Source organism: Kitasatospora brasiliensis (genome assembly GCF_032654805.1).
In the GTDB taxonomy this organism is placed as follows: Bacteria; Actinomycetota; Actinomycetes; order Streptomycetales; family Streptomycetaceae; genus Kitasatospora; species Kitasatospora brasiliensis.
The window spans coordinates 1,105,916-1,124,208 of record NZ_JAUOOW010000002.1 but is presented as its reverse complement, the minus strand read 5'-3'; the positions used below and the strand labels follow the sequence as shown (position 1 = coordinate 1,124,208).

Genomic DNA, 18,293 nt, shown 5'->3' with positions numbered 1-18,293 from the left:
TGTTTTCCGCTCCGTTTTCCGGAGTTTCATTCACCCGATTCCCGCTGGCGGGATTTCCTGCGAACTTCGTCCCGAAGCTTATCAAAGCTTCCGGAGTGGTCAGTCCGTGGGATTTGCTTCGTCGGAGGGCGCGCATTTCGTGAAACGCGCTCGCCTCGATTCGGCGGTGTCGTAGACACTAACGCCTGGGCCCGACCTTTGTCCAGTCAGTCCCAACCGTTCAAACCTACTAGCCCACCCTCACCACGTCAATGGTTTGGTCGGGATGAGAGGAGACTAGCAGGTCAGAGGCCTGTTGATCACATCGGCTCAGGCAGCCACGGGCTGGAGGTCGGCCTGGTCGGCAGCCTCCAGGTCGCCGAACTCTCCGCCCTCGGCGGCCTTTCGACCCATCACCAGGGCGTAGACGAGGAAGGCCGCCTCGGCCAGCACGCCGATGGAGATCCGGGCCCAGGTCGGCAGGCCGGACGGGGTCACAAAGGCTTCGAGGACTCCGGAGACCGCCAGGACGGTCGCCAGGCCGATCGACATCCCGATGATCGCGCGGCCCTGTTCCGCCAGCGCCACCGAGCGGGGGCGCGGGCCGGGGTCGATGACGGTCCAGCCGAGGCGCAGGCCGAGGCCGCCGGCCACGAAGACGGCGGTCAGCTCCAGCAGGCCGTGCGGGATGAGCAGGCCGAGGAAGATGTCGAGCCGTCCGGCGGAGGCCATCAGTCCGATGCCGATGCCGAGGTTGAGCACGTTGGTCCACATCACGAAGAGCACCGGTATGCCCAGCGCGATCCCGAACAGCAGGCACTGCACGGCGACCCAGGCGTTGTTCGTCCAGACCTGCGCCGCGAAGGAGCTGGCCGGCCGGTCCGAGTAGTACGCCTCGTATTGGCCGCCGGGGCGGGTCAGCTCGTCGAGGTGCTCGGGGGCGACCAGGCTGTTGCGGACCTCGGGGTGGGTGGCCATCCACCACGCCAGCAGCGCGGTGGCGATCAGCGAGACGATCGCCACCGGCGCCCACCAGCGGCGGGAGCGGTAGAGCGCGGCCGGGAAGCTCACCGTGTAGTAGCGGGCGACGTCCTGCCAGCCGTTGGTCCGGGCCCCGGTCACCGCGCTGCGGCCGCGCGAGACCAGGCCGGTCAGCCGGCTCACCAGCGCCGGGTCCGGCGCGGCGGCCTGGACCTTGGCCAGGTGGCCGGTGGCGCGCTGGTAGAGCGTGACCAGTTCGTCGGCCTCCTCGCCGCTGAGCCGGCGGCGGCGGGCGAGGGCGTCCAGCCGGGCCCACTCCCCCTGGTGGGTGGCGACGAAGACGTCCAGGTCCATTTCGGCGGCTCCATGATCGGCGGCGGGCGGCACGGACGGGCACGCGCGCGGACGGGCTTGCACGGACGGGCGTACGCGGCGGGTCCGGGCGGACACGTCCGGCCCAGCATGCCAGCAGCGGCCGCCGCGTCGGCCGTCGGGATCTCACTTCCCGTGCGCCCGCCGGGCCCCGTATGTTTGCGGCTGCTGATCAGACCGCGGAGAGCGGGTCACCGGGAGCAGGTCCGGGGTGGTCCCCTTCCCCCGGGGGCGCTGCCGCCCCACGCGGTCCCGGATCTCCATGGGCGAGCCGTACGGGCTCCAAGAGCGTGAACGGACAGGTGTCTTGAGCGACCTGGTGACGGGTGAGGCGGTCGTCCTCGGCCTTCAGACGGCGAAGCTTCCGAGCAGGGCGCTGGCGATCGTGATCGACCTGCTGGTCGAGTTCGCCGCCCTGCTGGTGTTCACGATGCTGTTGAGCCTCGCCCTGATCGGCCTCGACGGCGCGGCCCTGGCCGCCACGATGATCGGCCTGACGGTGTTCTTCCTGGTGGCCGTGCCCGTGATGGTCGAGACCTTCAGCCGTGGCCGCTCGCTCGGCAAGGCCGCGCTCGGCCTGCGGGTGGTGCGCACCGACGGCGGGCCGGTGCGGTTCCGGCACTCGCTGGTGCGCGGGCTGGTCGGCTTCTTCGAGCTGATCGTGCTGAGCGCGGCCCCGGCGGTGATCACCTCGGCGCTGCACTCGGAGGGCAAGCGGCTCGGCGACATCTTCGCCGGGACGGTCGTCGTCCGCGAGCGCACCCCGGGCTCGGGCGGCTCCGCCGCCCCGCTGCCGCCGGTGCACCCGCACCTGTTGCAGACCATGGGCCCGGAGCTGGTCGCGATGGACCTGTCCGCCGTACCGGAGCCGCTCTGGCTCGCCATCCGCCAACTGCTGAGCCGGGTCGGCCAGTTGGACCCGGCCGTGATGCACCGGATGTCCGCCCGGCTGGCCGAGGACCTGTCCGCGCGGACCGGCCACCCGATCCCCCTGGGGCTGCACCCGGCGGCGTACCTGGGCGCGGTGCTCACCGAACGCCAGCGGCGGGAGTGGACGCGGGCCCAGGAGCAGCTGTGGGCGGCCGGGCCGATACCCGGCCGGGCGCCCGCGCCCCCGGCCGCCGGTCCGCTGCCCGCGCCGGCGCCCGTCGCACCCGCGGCTCCGTCCTTCGAGAAGCCGGCCGCCCCCACGGCTCCGTCCCCCGCCCAGCAGCCCGCCGCGCCGTCCTTCGAGAAGCCCGCCCCGCCGACCGCGCCGGCCTTCGAGAAGCCCACCGGCGACACCGGCTTCGCCCCGCCCGCCTGAGCGGGACCGGCTACTCCTCCTCGGCCCCCACCCGCCAGGCGTTCGGCGGCGACTGCAGCTCCTCCAGCTCGATCCCCGCCGCCGCCAGCACCACGTCCCCCGCCAGGTGCACGACCTGCTGCTCCCCCGTCTCCAGGTCCGCCACCTGGTACCGCTCGACCAGCAACGGCCCCGAATCCGTCTCGTGGGTGTCCACGCCCTCCAGCAGCCACCCTTGGTCGAGGGTGCGCGGCGCCAGCACCGGCTCGGTGAACGCCACCAGCCGCACCCGCGCGCTCGCCCCCTCGTGAAGCCGCAGCAGCCGGGCGGTGGCGACCAGGAAGCCCGGCGAGCCGCCGGTGAAGGCGTGCGCCCGGTCCCGCCCCTCCGCCGCGTGCTCCCCGGCCGGGTCGGCCGCGTCGGTCCGCACCCAGGCCACCCCGTCGACCGCCCCGCCGCGCACCTGCCAGCCCCCGGCCCGCAGCTCCATCCGCAGCGGCCGGGCGCGCGAGTCCAGCGTGAGGTCGGTGCTGCCGAGCACCCGGCCGTCCGGCGCGTAGGTCTTGGAGACGTACCGCCACCCGGCCGCCCCGGGGGCGCAGCTGAAGCGCTCCTCCCCGAGCAGGACGTGGTCGTGAGGGTCGTGGAGCGAGTACCGGCCGTTGGGCATGCCCGAAAGCCTACGTGCGCGGCCGCGTGCAACCTTCCGTACGGGTGCCCGCATTAGAGCGGCGGACGGCGCGGCAGTGCGCCGGCGCCACGACGAGAGGGGGTGCGGATGGCGAAGCGGACGCGCGACGCGGAGTTCACGGAGTACGTGGCCTCCAGGAGCGGCTGGCTGCGCAAGGTCGCCTATCTGCTGTGCGGGGACTGGCACCGGGCCGATGACCTGGTGCAGGAGTGCGCGACCAAGCTGTACGTGAACTGGTCGCGGGCCGGCCGGGTCGAGAACCTGGACGGTTACGCCCGCCGGGTGCTGGTCAACACCTTCCTCGCCGAGCAGCGCTCCCCCTGGTGGCGGCGGACGGCCCGGACCGCGGCCACCGAGGACGTCGCGTCGGTGGTCGCCGACCTCGACGTCCGGATCGACCTGCGTCGGGCGCTGGCCGCGCTGCCGCCCAAGCAGCGGGCCACCGTGGTGCTCCGGTACTACTGCGACCTGACGATCGAACAGACCGCCGAGGCGATGAGCTGCTCCTCGGGCAATGTGAAGAGCCAGACCTCGCGTGCTCTCGCAACCCTCCGGACGAGGCTCGCCGCCCGTCCCGCCACCGCAGAGAGGACGCCATGAGGACGCACGAGCAGCGTGATCTGACCGCCCGGCTGAGCGCCCTCGCCGAGACCCCGGCGCCGCCGCCCGCCCTCGACCCCTCGGCGGTGATCGCCCGCGGCCGGGCGCGGCTGCGCCGACGCCGGCACGCGCTGGTCGGCGCGGTGGCCGGGTCGACCGCCGCGGTCCTGGCCGGCGTGCTGCTGCTGCGCCCGTCCGGCGGGCCGCCCGCACCGGCCGTCCCGGCGCCGACCGCCTCGTCCACGGTCGCGCCGACGCCGACGGCCGACACCGGCCCGCTGAGCTCGGAGGTCCGTTTCGGCTGGCTGCCGACGTGGCTGGCCCACCCGGCCGTCGGCTACGCGAACAGCGACGGCCGGTCCGTCGCCACCGCGACCACCACGACCGAGGTCGTCAACGCCGTCCCCGACCTGAAGCTCCGACTGCTGCCCGGCCCGGACGACTCCGCCGCGCCCGGTACCCACACCGTCGCCGCGCCCCCGGTCGCCGGGCGGGAGGCCCACTGGCTGGTCACCGACCAGTCGGGGACCACGATCGGCCTGCGCTGGATGACCGAATCCGGCCGCTTGGCCGAGCTGCGCGCCACCGTGTGGCTGGGGGCGAAGATCCAGGACGACCTGCTCCGGGTCGCGGCCGCGGCCCGATTCGACCGCTGGGACGTCCCGTTCCCGGTGCGGGCGCCCGGCCTGCCCGCCGACCTCACGTTGCGCAACGCCGAGGTCCACCGGCCCGCCAAGGACTCCGAGCCCCCGTGGAGCGCCATCCTGTCGTACACCGTCGGCGACAAGTGGCTGAGCGTCACCGCCCAGCCGGACGGCTTCGGGGTGTTCGCGGACGGCAGGCCGGGCGGCGGCACCCCGGTGTGCCGAGTCGACAAGGGCGTCCGGCTCTGCGCCAACGGCACCGCGGCGGGGATCCCCTCCGTCCAGGCGGTCGGCGGACTGGACGGCCTGCTCCGGCGGGTCACCGTGCTCGGCGCCGACGAGGCCTCCTGGGCCCGCTGACCAGCCCCGCACACGCCGACGGCCGGCGCCCCGTGAGGGGGCACCGGCCGTCGGCGTTCAGCGCTCACCGCATCAGTAGCGGTACTGCTCCGGCTTGTACGGGCCCTCGACCGGAACGCCGATGTAGTCGGCCTGCTCCTGGGTCAGGGTGGTCAGCTTCACGCCCAGCGCGTCGAGGTGCAGGCGGGCGACCTTCTCGTCCAGGTGCTTCGGCAGCACGTAGACGCCGATCGGGTACTGCTCGGTCTTCGTGAACAGCTCGATCTGGGCGATCGTCTGGTTGGCGAAGGAGTTGGACATCACGAAGGACGGGTGGCCGGTCGCGTTGCCCAGGTTCAGCAGGCGGCCCTCGGACAGCATGATGATGGTGTGGCCGTCGGCGAAGCGCCACTCGTGGACCTGCGGCTTGACCTCGGTCTTCACGATGCCGGGCAGCTTCGCCAGGCCCGCGATGTCGATCTCGTTGTCGAAGTGGCCGATGTTGCCGACGATCGCCTGGTGCTTCATCTTCTCCATGTGCGAGGCAAGGATGATGTCCTTGTTGCCCGTGGTGGTGATGAAGATGTCGGCGATCGAGACGACGTCCTCCAGGGTGGTGACCTGGTAGCCGTCCATCGCGGCCTGGAGCGCGCAGATCGGGTCGATCTCGGTGACGATCACGCGGGCGCCCTGGCCGCGCAGCGACTCGGCGCAGCCCTTGCCGACGTCGCCGTAGCCGCAGACGACCGCGACCTTGCCGCCGATCAGGACGTCGGTGGCGCGGTTGATGCCGTCGATCAGCGAGTGGCGGCAGCCGTACTTGTTGTCGAACTTCGACTTGGTGACGGCGTCGTTGACGTTGATGGCCGGGAACAGCAGCTGGCCGTCACGGTGCATCTCGTACAGGCGGTGGACACCGGTGGTGGTCTCCTCGGTCACGCCCTTGATGGTGGCGGCGACCTCGGTCCACTTGTTCGGGGTGTCCTTGAGGGTGCGGTTGAGCAGCTCCAGGATGATCCGGAACTCGTCGTTGTCCGCGGTGGACGGGTCCGGCGCGACACCGGCCTTCTCGAACTCGACGCCCTTGTGGATCAGCAGGGTGGCGTCGCCGCCGTCGTCCAGGATCATGTTCGGGGTCTTGCCGTCAGGCCAGGTCAGGGCCTGCTCGGTGCACCACCAGTACTCGTCCAGGGTCTCGCCCTTCCAGGCGAAGACCGGCACGCCCTGCGGGTTCTCCGGGGTGCCCTCCGGGCCGACCGCGATGGCGGCGGCCGCGTGGTCCTGGGTGGAGAAGATGTTGCAGGAGCACCAGCGGACCTCGGCACCGAGCGCCGTCAGGGTCTCGATCAGGACGGCCGTCTGGATCGTCATGTGCAGCGAGCCGGTGATCCGGGCGCCGGCCAGCGGCTGGGCCTCGGCGTACTCGGCGCGGATCGCCATCAGACCGGGCATCTCGTGCTCGGCCAGCTGGATCTCCTTGCGGCCGAACGGCGCCAGGGAAAGGTCGGCGACCTTGAAGTCACCGGTGATGTCGGTCGACATGCGTGTCTGCTCCTCGCTGATGGGGGGGTGGGGCCATAGGTCCGGGCGTGCGTCGCGTGCGTCGGGCCGTACGGGTGCACGGCCACGCCGGGGCCACCGGGTCCTGTGACGGACCGGTTCCCCGTTGCGCGGCACAAACCGTCGGAGGACCTCTCTCCCTCGACCGGCGCACACCCCCGGGGGTGCGGACCGCCGATCGACCGCCATCAGCAGCGACGTTCTGGCTCTGGGACGAATCTACACCGATGGCCCCATCGGCCGTCCGCGGATGACCGTTTTCGGCCCTGGTCCGTCAGGTCGCCCGGACCCGTCTCAGTGGTCGACGGCGGGGCCGGGGCCGCCCGGCGTGGCGGCCGGGTCCTCGCCCGCCGCGGCCTTCTCGGCGCTGTAGACGTCGGGCTCCAGGTAGATCGCCCGGGCGATCGGGACGGCCGCGCGGACCCTCTCCTCGGCCGCGTCGATCGCCTCCGCCACCCTGGCGGCGCTGTCCTCCGCGTTGACGGCGATCTTGGCGGCGACCAGCAGCTCCTCCGGGCCGAGGTGCAGGGTGCGCATGTGGATCACGCCGGTGACCGTCTCGCCGTCCACCAGCGCCTCCCGGATCCGGCGCACCGATTCCTTGGAGGCGGACTCGCCGAGCAGCAGCGACTTGGTCTCCAGCGCGAGCACCACGGCGATCACCACCAGCAGGACGCCGATGCACAGGGTGCCGACGCCGTCCCAGACGCCGTTGCCGGTGATCACGGTGAGCCCGACGCCCAACATCGCGAGCACCAGGCCGATCAGCGCGCCGAAGTCCTCCAGCAGCACCACCGGCAGCTCCGGCGCCTTGGCCGTGCGGATGAACTGGGCCCAGCTCTGCTTGCCCTTGGCCTTCTCCGACTCCCGCATCGCGGTGAGGAAGGACCAGCCCTCCATGCCGATGGCGAAGACCAGCACGCCGACCGCCCAGCCCCAGGAGTCCAGCGTCTCCGGGTGGCTGACCTTGTGCCAGCCCTCGTAGATCGCGAACAGGCCACCGACGGTGAACAGCACGATGGCCACCAGGAAGCCGTAGACGTAGCGCTCGCGGCCGTACCCGAAGGGGTGCTCCTCGTCGGCCGCCCGGCGCGCCCGCTTGCCGCCGATCAGCAGCAGCACCTGGTTGCCGGAGTCGGCCACCGAGTGGACGCCCTCGGCCAGCATCGAGGAGGAGCCGGTGAAGCCGAAGGCGGTGAACTTGGCCGCCGCGATCGCCAGGTTCGCGGACAGCGCCGCCACCAGTGCCTTCGTCCCGCCCTCAGTGCTCATGTCGACACGTTAGCGTCAGCGGCTTCAGGCCTGCGCGGCGAGCCCCAGGTAGACGGCGGCGAAGTCGGTCAGCGCGACCAGGTCGGCCAGCGCGTGCAGCGCGTCCGGGCGGGCGCTCGCGTACTCGGTCAGCCGCACGTCGTGCGCGGCGGCCAGCCGGTGCGCCCGGGTCACCCCGAAGCTGCGCGGGCCGGCATCCTCCTCCGGCACCTCGGCCGGGCCGTCCTGCCCGTCCTGCGCGGCGGTGCCCGGGGTGTGCCGCAGCAGCAGCACCTGGAGGTGCAGCGGGTCCGGCTCCTCGACCCGGTCGCGGAAGAAGTCGTCCGGGTCCGCGCCCGCGCCCAACTGCCCGGTGAACATGCCGCGGTGGGCGGTGAGCACCTGCGGCAGCGGCCCGGCCAGCGCCGGGCGCCCGGCCCGGTCGGCCAGCTGGGCGGCGAAGCGGACGGCCGCGGCCCCGGCGATCGGGCCCTCGGCCCACAGCAGCGGGACCGTCCCGGCCAGCCGCGCGGCCAGGCCCTTGGCCGGGTTGGTGTACGCGGCGGCGTCGGGGCGGCAGCGCACCGCGGCGGCGTCCAGCAGGTCGGCGACGCCCGGCAGCGCGTCGTACGGGAGCTGGGTGACGCCGATCTTCTGGGCGAGCGCCAGCATCGGGGCGAGGTGGGACCAGAGCGCCGCCGGGTCCTCGGCCGGCAGGTCCGGCTCGGCGGGCGGGACGGGCGAAGGGTCCTCGGGCAGCATCGAGGCCACGAAGGGCAGCGGCAGCGCGCGCACCTGGAGCGCGGCCTCGGCCAGCGCGCTGCCGGCCGGGGCGGTGACGACGATCGCGCAGCCGCGCGCGTACGCCTGCTCGGCGAGGCTGACCAGGCCCTGCTCGCCGCCGTCGGCGGAGCTGATCACCAGCAGGTCCAGCGGGCCGGCCCAGCCGGGCAGCTGCCAGCCGAGGCCGGCCGTGAAGGCGGGACGGGCGCCGGAACGGTCGGTGCGCGGGGCGGCCGCCTCGGTCGGCGGCAGCGGGGCGACCAGGGAGGCGGTGCCGGCCAGCGCGGCCAGCATCTCGGCCGCGGTCAGCGCGCTGCCGTGCCCGGCGACCAGGACGGCGCGCGGGCGGCCGTCCGGACGCAGCCGGTCGAGGCCGGCCGCGTCGGCCTGCCGCAGCGCGGTGCGGACCCGGGCGCCGGCGCCGGCCAGGGCCAGCAGCGCGCGGTCGTGGTCGGCGCGCTGGAGGGCGGCCGGGTCGTCGAGCAGGGTGTCGTCGAGCATGCGGCAAGCCTCCGGCTGCGGTCCTGGGCGCGCGCTCCGTTGCGCGCCGGGCGGTCGGGGTGGGGCGGCTGGTCCCCGCGGGTGCGGGGAGGACCTTTCGCGACCTGCGGTGGTGCGGTGGGGCTTTGCGGTGGGACGCCGAGGCGGGGCTCTCGCCCCAGGATCAGGCCGGGCGGCGGGCCTCGTCCACCAGGAGGACCGGGATGCCCTCGCGGACCGGGTAGGCGAGACCGCAGTCCGCGCCGGTGCAGACCAGCTCGGGCTGCTCCTCGGTGCCGCCCTCGACGAGCGCGGCCCGGCACTGCGGGCAGACCAGGATCTCCAGCAGGAAGGATTCGAGCTTCATGGGGCTCTCCAAAGTTCGGGGGTGGCACGGAGGTGCCCCGGCCGATAGGAAACCCTACCGGCCGGGGCACGGACGCCGATCGTCAGGCGCGGACGATCGTCACGCGCGGACGATCGCGAGCACGCCGTCGCGCAGCTCGGCCATCTTCGCCGGGTCCTTGGCCTCGACGTTCAGGCGCAGCAGCGGCTCGGTGTTGGAGGCGCGCAGGTTGAACCACCAGTCCGGGCCGGCCACCGTCAGACCGTCCAGCTCGTCCACCGAGACGCCCTCGCCACCGGCGAAGGCGGCGCGGACGGCGGCGGTGCTGGCCGCCTGGTCGGCGACGGTGCTGTTGATCTCGCCGGAGGCGGCGTAGCGGTCGTACTCGGCGGTGAGCGCGGACAGCGTGCCCGGCTGCCCGCCGAGCGCGGCCAGCACGTGCAGCGCGGCCAGCATGCCGGTGTCGGCGCGCCAGAAGTCGCGGAAGTAGTAGTGCGCGGAGTGCTCGCCGCCGAAGACGGCGTCGGTCTCGGCCATCTCCTGCTTGATGAAGGAGTGGCCGACCCGGGTGCGCACCGGCTTGGCGCCGAGCTCGCGGACCACCTCGGGGACGGTCCAGGAGGTGATCAGGTTGTGGATGATCGTCGGCTCGGCCTCGCCGTCGGCCTTGGCGCGGGCGATCTCGCGGACGGCGACCAGGGCGGTGATCGCGGACGGGGAGACCGGCTCGCCGCGCTCGTCCACCACGAAGCAGCGGTCGGCGTCGCCGTCGAAGGCCAGGCCCACGTCGGCGCCGACCTCGCGGACCTTGGCCTGGAGGTCGACCAGGTTCTTCGGGTCGAGCGGGTTGGCCTCGTGGTTCGGGAAGGTGCCGTCCAGCTCGAAGTACATCGGGACGAGCTCGATCGGCAGGCCGTCGAAGACGGTCGGCACGGTGTGGCCGCCCATGCCGTTGCCGGCGTCCACCGCGACCTTGAGCGGGCGGATCGCGGTCAGGTCGACCAGGCCCAGCAGGTGGTCGGCGTAGCCGCGCAGGGTGTCCTGGGCGGACAGCCCGCCCGGCTTCACGTCCTTGACCGGGACGGTGACGGTGTCGTCCTCGGCCGTCCAGGACTCGACCAGCTCGCGGATCTCGGACAGGCCGGTGTCCTGGCCGACCGGGGCGGCGCCGGCCCGGCACAGCTTGATGCCGTTGTACTGGGCCGGGTTGTGGCTGGCCGTGAACATCGCGCCGGGCAGGTCGAGCTTGCCGCTGGCGTAGTACAGCTGGTCGGTGGAGCACAGCCCGATCTGCACCACGTCGGCGCCGTAGGCCGCGGCGCCCTCGGCGAAGGCCAGGCTCAGCGACGGGGAGGAGGGGCGCATGTCGTGCCCGACCACGATCGCGGACGCGCCGGTGACCTGCACGAACGCGGCGCCGAAGGCCCGGGACAGGCTCTCGTCCCACTGGTCCGGGACGACGCCTCGGACGTCGTACGCCTTCACGAGCTGCTTGAGGTCGCGCACTGCGGCTCCACCCTGGTCCTAGAACTGATCAGAAGCGTCAGGCGCACCCGCTCGTACGGTCGACGGGCGTGCTGACGGTAGACGGGCAGCGTACCCGGGCCGGACGAACGACCCGTGCCACGTGAAGCGTCAGTTGTCGGGCGAGCGCAGGACCCGGAGGTGGCCGCGGCGGCTGCCCTCGATGGAATCGCCTTCGGGGCCGCGGCCCTGACGGGGGGTCTGCGGGCGGGCGGCCTCGCGCACGGCGTTGGCGAGCGCCTCAAGGTCGTCGCTGCTGCGGCGCAGCGGCCCGGCCTCGGCGGCGAGCCGGACGACCTCCCAGCCGCGCGGGGCGGTGAGGCGCTCGGCGTGCTCGGCGCACAGGTCGTAGCAGTGCGGCTCGGCGTAGGTGGCGAGCGGTCCGAGGACGGCGGTGGAGTCCGCGTAGACGTACGTCAGCGTCGCGACGGCCGGCCGGCCGCACGCGGTCCGCGAACAACGACGTACAGAGCTCACGAGGGTGGACGGTACCGCACTCCTCGCCGGGGAGCGAAGACCGCCTGCCCGGAGGGGGTGCCGTGTCGCCGCCCGGGCGCCGGGGCAGAGTCTCCAAAGCCCCGCGCGATTCCCTGTCGGAGTGGTCCACTTCCGACCGTCCAAGGACTACCCTCGGCAGTGATATGGACAGCTCCGCACCGCAGTCATCGACAGGCCCAGCGCGCCGACCCCGGCACCGTGACCGGCACGGCAGGGGCCTGCGCGGCCCGCTGGCGCCGCCCCAGGTGCCGATCTCGCTCACCCGCTCCGAACTGTTCGACGACTACGTGCGCGAGTCGGTGGAGCGCCTGGAGCGGCGGTGGCCGCAGTTGATCGAGGTGGAGTTCGCCGTCCAGGAGGTGCCGCTGCACGAGCCGGACGGCGCCGACCTGGAGGACGGCGTGCCGCTGGGGCGGGTGTCGCCGGGCGGGCAGGGGCGCAAGAGCCAGATCGTGGTGTACCGGCGGCCGGTGGAGATCCGGGCGAAGACCCGGGAGGACCGGGCGGCGCTGGTGCACGAGATCCTGATCGAGCAGGTCGCCGAGCTGCTCGGGCTCTCCCCGGACGCCATCGACCCGCGCTACGACGAGGACTGACGGCCGAGGGGCGGCACCGCCGGTGCCGCCCCTCGGGACGTTCAGCGCAGGACGACGCCCGGATCCTGGCCGGCCTGCGGGACCTTGACGGTGCTGCGGTCGTCGCGCAGCGCCTGGACGGTGAACATCGGCACGTCCTTGGCCGGCAGCGAGAGCATCCGGGCCGCGGCCACCGGGCCGCCGGAGACGGTCTCCACGGTGAGCGCGAAGACCCCGTTCAGCCCGGCGGGCTCGGGCGCCGGGAGGGCGACCGTGCCGCCGGCCGGGAGCTGGACCTCCTTGGCGGCCGGGGTGCCGCCGCCGCTGCCGGCCGAGGCGGTGACCCGGACGGTGGCGGCCTCGCCGGTGGAGGTCAGGAAGAGCGTCGAGGCGCCGGCCCGGTTGTCGGCGACGGTGGCACGGGCGCCGACCGGGTCGGTGCCGGTCAGCCAGGCCGCGTCGGTCTTGCCGTTGCCGGCCGCCCGGTCGACCCTCAGCCCGGCCACGATCGGGGTGCGGTGCTTGTCGTCGCTGGGCGTCAGCCGCAGCCCGGCGACCTCGTCCCGGGTGACCTTGCCGAGGTCGACGGCGGCCACCATGCCCGCCTTGACGTGGATCGACTCGTTGCCGGCCGGGCTGAACCAGCCGTTCTTGCCGGACAGCTGGATCTTCAGGTCGGCGTCGTCCTCCGGCGGCGCCCAGACCACCAGGCGGGCGGCGGCGGTGTCGGCGGGCAGGCCGGGCAGCACCTGGGTGGGGGCCGGGTCGGCCGAGGCCGGGACCCAGTCGGCGCCCTTGCCGCCGTCGGCGGCGTGCAGCGCGGCGCCGATCCGCCCGGAGCGCACCACCACGTGCACGGCGAGGTCGGTGACGGCGCCCTTGCTGAGGGTCGACAGCAGGACGGACTGGGAGCTGCCGGGCGAGACGGTGAGCCCGTTGGCGGCGTCGTTGTCGATCAGGCCCTTGTCGCCGTACAGCTTGATGTCCACCACGGCGGCGGAGGACTCGGTGTTGACCAGGCTGAGGTAGTCGACCCGGTCGGGCGCGGTGGAGGCCCCGGCGAACCAGAAGCTCGTGCCGGCCGGGGTGCAGGTGAGGCCGGAAAGGCCGAGGCCGCGCTGCTCGGTGACCACGGTGGTCTGGGTGACGGTGAAGCCGGGGGCCGGGGAGCCGGTGGCGACGGCCCCGGTGCCGGGCGCCGCGTCGCCGTTGGCCGCCGGGCCGGTGACCGGGGTACCGGGCTTGGCGAGGGTCAGCCGGGCGTCGGCGGGGGCCGCGTTCTTGTCCTGGACCGGGGCGCTCGGGGTGCCCGAGCCGCTCGGCGCCGGGGCGGCGGGCGTCGTCGGGGCGGCGGGAGTGGCCGGGGCGCTCGGGGTGCCCGAACCGGTCGGCGCCGGGGCGGCGGGCGCGGCGGGCGCGGCCGCGTCGGAGAGCCAGCCGGCCCCGCCGGTGGCGGAGCCCGTACCGGGCGGGGTGTAGGCGGTGAGCGTGGTCGAGCCGGTCAGGCCCTGGAGCGGCTGCGGGCAGACCGCCGCCGTCCGCTCCACCTGGGCGGTGGTCGGGGCCGCGGCGACGGCCGTCTTGGCCGGGGCGGCCGGCGGGCGCAGCTCGGCGATCCCGACCACCGCCGCGAGCACCACGGCCGCGGCGAGCAGGGACTGGGTGGTCCTGGCCGTGCCGCCCCCGGCCCCGCCGAACCGGCCCGGGCGGGCAGCCGGGGCCGCGGCCGGGCGCGGCGCGGACGCGGGGGCCTCGGCGGCGCCGGACTTCTTCCTGAATGCGGGCTTCTTCATCGCGGGTCAGCTCCCCGATCCGTGCTGGTGCGGGTACCGGCCGGGGCCGTTGGGGTCGTTCGGGTCGTAGTAGGTCTCACCCTGCTGCGGGTAGCCCTGCCGGCCGCCGTCGTACCCGTCGGGCTGGTAGCCGTACGGCTGCGGCTCGGGCTGGTACGGCTGCTCGTAGCCCTGCTGCGGGTAGCCCTGCGAGCCGCCGTCGTAGCCCTGGGTGTCGTAGCCCTGGCCTCCGTACGGCGCGGCGACCGGCTGGGCCGCGTACTGGTCGTAGCTGTACGGGTCGGCCTGCTGGTACGTCTGGTACGGGTCGGCGTACTGCTCGGTGTCCTGGACGGCGGCGGCCGCCTGGACGGCTGCGGTCACCGGCTCGCCGGTCGGCTGCTTCGGGATCGCGCCGGGCCTGCCCTCGTACACCCCGCCCTCGTCGGCACCGCCCTCGGCGCCCTCGCCGCGCTCGGCCATCCGGCGGGCCCGGCGGCTGCCGGGGGCCGGGGCCTGCGCCTGGGCGGCGGCGGCCAGCGCGGCGGCGGCGACCACCTCCTCGGGCAGGTCGTCGTCCTTGTGGCTGCGGCGGCCGGGCAGGGCCAGCACCAGGATGGTGAGGCCGAGCAGCACCTGGGCCCAGATCCAGCCGGTGTGGGCGGCGCCGCCCTCGCGGGTGACGGCCAGCTTGCCGCCGGCGGCCGGGAGCTTGAAGCCCTGCGCCCAGCCGTCGACCGTGGTGGGCTCCAGGGCGGTGCCGCCGACGGTGGCCTTCCACTCGGGGGCGGCGGACTCGGCGAGCCGCAGCACCCGGCCGTCCGGGCCGGCCGGGACGGTGGCGGACAGGTCGCGGGCGCCGGAGGGGACGACCACCGGGGTGGCCCCCGGGGCGGTGATCACCGCCCGGACCGCGGGGGCGCCGTTGACCTGCCAGAGCGCGGCGGCGACGTCCTGGTTGGCCTTGACCAGGCCGGGGGTGGTGTCCAGGACGTCCTTGTAGGTGTCGACCACCGGCTGCTGGACCAGCACGTAGGCGATGCCGTAGCCGGCCAGGGCGCTCGCCTGGTCGGCTCCGGAGCCGGCCAGCAGGCTGCCGACCATCTTGTTCAGGCCGTCCAGGGTGCCGGTCGCCGGGTCGACGGTGGACTCGGCCTGGCCGAGCGTCAGACCGGCGCCGCGCAGCACGGTGTAGCGGACCGCGCCGCCGTTCTTGTCGCCGGTGACGACCAGGGTGCGGGCCCGGTCGGTGGTGCCGGCCTCCTCGGCGATGAACGCCGGGACCTGGTCGGCCTGGCCGCGGTGCAGCGGCTTGCCGGCGCCGGTCAGCGCCCACCACAGGCCGGTGCCCAGCGGGGCCAGCACGGCCGCGGCCACCACCAGGGCGGCCACCGGCTGGCGCCAGCCGAAGGCGATCCCGGCCACGCGGGCGTTGGCGCCGTCGGCGCCGATCGCGGCGGCGGCCAGCAGGGCGATGCCGGCGATCAGGGTGGCCGGGCCGGACCAGGCGGGAACGGCGGGGCCGCCGGAGGCCGGGGTGACGGAGGTGCCGGCCACCGCGACCGAGAAGACCAGGCCGGCCCCGGCCGCGCCCCAGGCGGCCAGCACCGCGCGGCGGCGGTCGGCGCGCAGCAGCGCGGCCAGCGCGGCGAGCACCACGCCCGCCGAGAGCCAGACCGGCGGCACTCCGGCGCCGCCCGGGTTGACCAGCAGCAGGCCGGCCGCGCTCGCGCCGCTGCCGTGCAGACCGGGCAGCCCGGCCTCCAGCAGCAGCCACTTCGGGTGCGCCAGCACCTTGAGCGACCAGGGGGCGAGCACCGCGACGGGCACCGCGAGGATCACCAGCACGCGCAGGCCGAGCAGCCGCAGCGCGCTGACGCCGGAGCCGAAGGCACCGCCGCGCAGCGTCGCGACGGCCAGCATCGCCAGGCAGAGCGGCACCGCGAGCGCCCACGTTATCGGGACGAAGGCGGTGGCCAGGGTGAGCAGCAGGACGGTCATCCAGACCGGGCGCCAGCCCGGACGGGCGCCCTGGGCGGCGCTCTCGGCGCGGATGCCGAGGCCGGCCGCGATGGCGGCGGCGCGGGCCAGCGGCGGCAGCAGCACGGCGAGCACCGCGGTGCCGATCCGGCCCTGGGCGAGCGCGCCGGTCGCGGCGGGCAGCAGCGCGTAGGTGGCGCTGGCCCAGGCGCGGACCAGCTTGGAGTCCAGCAGCGGGCGGGACACCAGGTAGGCGCTGACCGCGGACAGCGGGACGGCGAGCAGCACGATCAGGGTGAGCAGCAGGTCGGCGTGGTCGAACAGCAGCCAGGAGAGCACCGCGAGCACGCCGAGGTACGGCGGGGCGGCGGCGGTGGAGCCGGTGCCGACCGGGTGCCAGGCGTCCGCGTACATCGACCAGAGGCCGCCGGCGCCGTCGGCCGCGGGCAGCAGGGCGCCGCCGAACAGCGAGCCGCTGCCGAGCAGGCCCCGGCAGGCGACCAGGGCGAACACCAGCAGGGCGGCGAACAGCACCGGCGCCGGGCGCCGGGCGAGCTTCTTGATCAGCGTGAACTGCTCGACGACCAGGTCCTCGGCGTCCTCGTCGCCGCCGGCCTCGGCCGAGCCGTGCCGGCCGGTGTCGTCGGCGCCCCCTATCCCGAGCGAGCCGATGGCGCCCTCGACCGCCAGCCTGGTGGTGGCGCCGGGGGCCGGGAAGAGCGTGCGGTCGTCCAGGGCGTCCGCCGACCGGGACTTGGCGCGGCGCTTGCGCGCGGCCAACAGCCTCGGGAACCGTACGAGTTCGTGGCCGAGGCCGGCGAGCTCGTCGAAGGCCTGGCGCGGGTCCTTGCCGAGCAGGCTGGTGACGGAGCGCAGCAGGGTGCCGAGCACCAGCCGCAGCAGGACGTAGGGGAAGAGCACGCCCTTGCAGTTGGCGAGCAGGGTGTAGACGGCACCGGCCTTGTCCACCCGGTGCGGGTGGGTGGGGCCGCAGTCGATCGCGCGGCGCTCGCGGCTGGCCGCCTCGGCGTGCCGCAGCACGGCGTCGGGGGCGACCACCACGCGGTGGCCGGCGGCGTTGACCCGCCAGCAGAAGTCGGTGTCGTCCCGCATCAGCGGCAGGGCCTTGTCGAAGCCGCCGAGTTCCTCGAAGACGTCCCGGCGCACCAGCATGCCGGCGCTGGAGACGGCGAGCACCGGGCGGACCTGGTCGTGCTGGCCCTGGTCCTGCTCCCGGCGGTCGAGGCCGGTCCAGCGGCGGCCGGAGCGGGCGATGGTGACGCCGACTTCGAGGAGCTGGCGGCGGTCGTACCAGCTGCGCAGCTTGGGGCCGACCACGGCGGCGCTGGGGGTGGAGTCGGCGACCTGGAGCAGTCGGCGCAGCGCGTCGGTCTGCGGCTCGCAGTCGTCGTGCAGCAGCCAGAGCCACTCGACCGGCTGGGTCTCGCGCGGGCCGCCGCGGCCGAGGTCGTCCTCCTGGGCGAGCGGGTCGCCGAAGTCGTCCCAGCCGCCGGTGACCGGGTCGTAGCCGGAGGGGTCGAGCCGGTACGGCAGGTCCTCGGGGCGCAGCTTGGGGCTGCTCGCGACGGCCTCGCCGACGGCGGTGCCGAAGCCGGCCCGGCGGCCGAGGAGCAGCGGGCCGCTGTCGGGCAGCCAGTCGGCGAGGGTGTCGGCGAGCAGTTGCGGGGAGTTGTCGGTGGAGCCGGTGTCGACCGCGAGGATCCGCTGGACCTGCCGGTCCTGGCCGAGGAGGCCCGCCATGGCCTGCGGGAGCCAGCGGGCGCCGTCGTGCGAGACGATCACGGCGGTGACCAGGTGGCGCGGATAGGCGGGCGGCCGGGAAGCGGTGGAGCCGCTCTGGTGGCTGTAGACGGTCATCGCGTGCGCGGGCCCCAGTTCTCGGTGGACACAGCCGGTGAACGGCAACCGGATGGCGCACCACACTAACGGCTCCCGGTGGCCGCTTCGTCCGGGGTGCGGGTGAGGGGGCGGTGAAGGGGCCCCGGGAACACGAAAGCGCCCCACCATCGCGGTGAGGCGCCCGTACGGCTGTGCGGTTGTCCCTCCCTGTCGGAGGGTCAGCGAGGGGCCGGGCCGCTCCGGTCAGACCGCGCTCTTCTTGAGCCGGCGGCGCTCGCGCTCGGAGAGGCCGCCCCAGATGCCGAAGCGCTCGTCATTGGCGAGGGCGTACTCCAGGCACTCCGAGCGGACCTCGCAGGCGAGGCAGACCTTCTTGGCCTCGCGGGTCGAGCCGCCCTTCTCGGGGAAGAAGGACTCCGGGTCGGTCTGGGCGCACAACGCGCGCTCCTGCCAGCCGAGTTCCTCCTCGTCCTCCGCGATGCCGTCCCCGATCAACAGCTCAAAGAGCTCGCTCATGTGGCGCGCGCCTCCTCTGCCCCTACTTGGCGTCCCCGTGGTTGCCGTTGCCTCGTGCGGCTGACGACACGAGTGAAATTACAGTTGCGTCACTCTGGCCCAGTCAAGCCGAGCTCTGGTATTGGGGCCGGGATTCACTCCCTGGCACCAAGCCGTTACGAATAGTGTACATATCCGGACACATCGGACCTTCTGCCTCAAGGTCCCGTACGGTGCCGAACCATCCGCAACCATTCGCCCAGTGACGCTCGGTCACC

Annotated in this window: 15 protein-coding genes; 4 read left to right on the top strand and 11 right to left on the bottom strand. The window is 74.3% G+C overall.

Going from position 1 to position 18,293, the window contains the following annotated elements:
* Window positions 1-309: 309 nt before the first annotated feature.
* Window positions 310-1,314 (bottom strand): stage II sporulation protein M, encoded by a 1,005-nt coding sequence (locus tag QWJ13_RS12955; protein ID WP_316523915.1) that lies wholly within the window; start codon window positions 1,312-1,314, stop codon window positions 310-312.
* A 325-nt stretch (window positions 1,315-1,639) separates the two neighbouring features.
* Here QWJ13_RS12955 and QWJ13_RS12950 point away from each other — a divergent pair, with 325 nt between their 5' ends.
* Window positions 1,640-2,638, top strand: coding sequence for an RDD family protein (locus QWJ13_RS12950; RefSeq protein WP_316523914.1), 999 nt, complete (start codon window positions 1,640-1,642; stop codon window positions 2,636-2,638).
* A 10-nt stretch (window positions 2,639-2,648) separates the two neighbouring features.
* Here QWJ13_RS12950 and QWJ13_RS12945 read toward each other — a convergent pair whose 3' ends face one another.
* On the bottom strand, window positions 2,649-3,287 hold the full coding sequence (locus QWJ13_RS12945; RefSeq protein WP_316523912.1) for a hypothetical protein: 639 nt from the start codon (window positions 3,285-3,287) through the stop codon (window positions 2,649-2,651).
* A 108-nt stretch (window positions 3,288-3,395) separates the two neighbouring features.
* Here QWJ13_RS12945 and QWJ13_RS12940 point away from each other — a divergent pair, with 108 nt between their 5' ends.
* On the top strand, window positions 3,396-3,908 hold the full coding sequence (locus QWJ13_RS12940; RefSeq protein ID WP_316523910.1) for a SigE family RNA polymerase sigma factor: 513 nt from the start codon (window positions 3,396-3,398) through the stop codon (window positions 3,906-3,908).
* A complete protein-coding gene (locus QWJ13_RS12935) occupies window positions 3,905-4,912 on the top strand; it encodes a hypothetical protein (RefSeq protein ID WP_316523908.1) in 1,008 nt (335 codons plus the stop codon). Before QWJ13_RS12940 ends, QWJ13_RS12935 begins: the two co-directional genes overlap by 4 nt.
* Before the next feature lie 72 nt (window positions 4,913-4,984).
* Here the strand turns inward: QWJ13_RS12935 and ahcY are convergent, their stop codons facing one another.
* The 6 genes from ahcY to QWJ13_RS12905 all read right to left on the bottom strand — a co-directional run bounded on the left by ahcY (window position 4,985) and on the right by QWJ13_RS12905 (window position 11,312).
* A complete protein-coding gene (gene ahcY, locus QWJ13_RS12930) occupies window positions 4,985-6,433 on the bottom strand; it encodes an adenosylhomocysteinase (RefSeq protein WP_316523907.1) in 1,449 nt (482 codons plus the stop codon).
* A gap of 312 nt (window positions 6,434-6,745) precedes the next feature.
* Window positions 6,746-7,723, bottom strand: coding sequence for a cation diffusion facilitator family transporter (locus tag QWJ13_RS12925; RefSeq protein ID WP_316523906.1), 978 nt, complete (start codon window positions 7,721-7,723; stop codon window positions 6,746-6,748).
* Window positions 7,724-7,747: 24 nt separating this feature from the next.
* Window positions 7,748-8,986: an SIS domain-containing protein gene (locus QWJ13_RS12920; protein WP_316523905.1), complete on the bottom strand. Its 1,239-nt coding sequence runs from the start codon at window positions 8,984-8,986 to the stop codon at window positions 7,748-7,750.
* Between the two features lie 163 nt (window positions 8,987-9,149).
* A complete protein-coding gene (locus QWJ13_RS12915) occupies window positions 9,150-9,332 on the bottom strand; it encodes a Trm112 family protein (protein WP_049659271.1) in 183 nt (60 codons plus the stop codon).
* 99 nt (window positions 9,333-9,431) lie between these two features.
* Entirely contained in the window at window positions 9,432-10,817 is a 1,386-nt protein-coding gene (locus QWJ13_RS12910) for a phosphomannomutase/phosphoglucomutase (protein ID WP_316523901.1), read from the bottom strand.
* 129 nt (window positions 10,818-10,946) lie between these two features.
* Complete coding sequence (locus QWJ13_RS12905; RefSeq protein WP_316523899.1) at window positions 10,947-11,312, bottom strand: DUF3499 domain-containing protein; 366 nt, start codon at window positions 11,310-11,312, stop codon at window positions 10,947-10,949.
* 164 nt (window positions 11,313-11,476) lie between these two features.
* Here QWJ13_RS12905 and QWJ13_RS12900 point away from each other — a divergent pair, with 164 nt between their 5' ends.
* Window positions 11,477-11,929: a metallopeptidase family protein gene (locus tag QWJ13_RS12900; RefSeq protein ID WP_316523897.1), complete on the top strand. Its 453-nt coding sequence runs from the start codon at window positions 11,477-11,479 to the stop codon at window positions 11,927-11,929.
* 41 nt (window positions 11,930-11,970) lie between these two features.
* On the opposite strand, the gene QWJ13_RS12895 is transcribed toward QWJ13_RS12900, so the two are convergent.
* The 3 genes from QWJ13_RS12895 to QWJ13_RS12885 all read right to left on the bottom strand — a co-directional run bounded on the left by QWJ13_RS12895 (window position 11,971) and on the right by QWJ13_RS12885 (window position 18,036).
* The gene (locus QWJ13_RS12895; protein WP_316523895.1) at window positions 11,971-13,701 is read right to left on the bottom strand and encodes a DUF5719 family protein; all 1,731 of its coding nucleotides are present in this window, start codon (window positions 13,699-13,701) and stop codon (window positions 11,971-11,973) included.
* Window positions 13,702-13,707: 6 nt separating this feature from the next.
* Window positions 13,708-17,538, bottom strand: a complete 3,831-nt coding sequence (locus tag QWJ13_RS12890; protein ID WP_316523893.1) for a glycosyltransferase family 2 protein — start codon at window positions 17,536-17,538, stop codon at window positions 13,708-13,710.
* A 225-nt stretch (window positions 17,539-17,763) separates the two neighbouring features.
* Window positions 17,764-18,036 carry a WhiB family transcriptional regulator gene (locus QWJ13_RS12885; protein WP_030062195.1) on the bottom strand — a complete coding sequence of 91 codons (273 nt, stop codon included), beginning with the start codon at window positions 18,034-18,036 and terminating at the stop codon, window positions 17,764-17,766.
* Window positions 18,037-18,293: the final 257 nt, after the last annotated feature.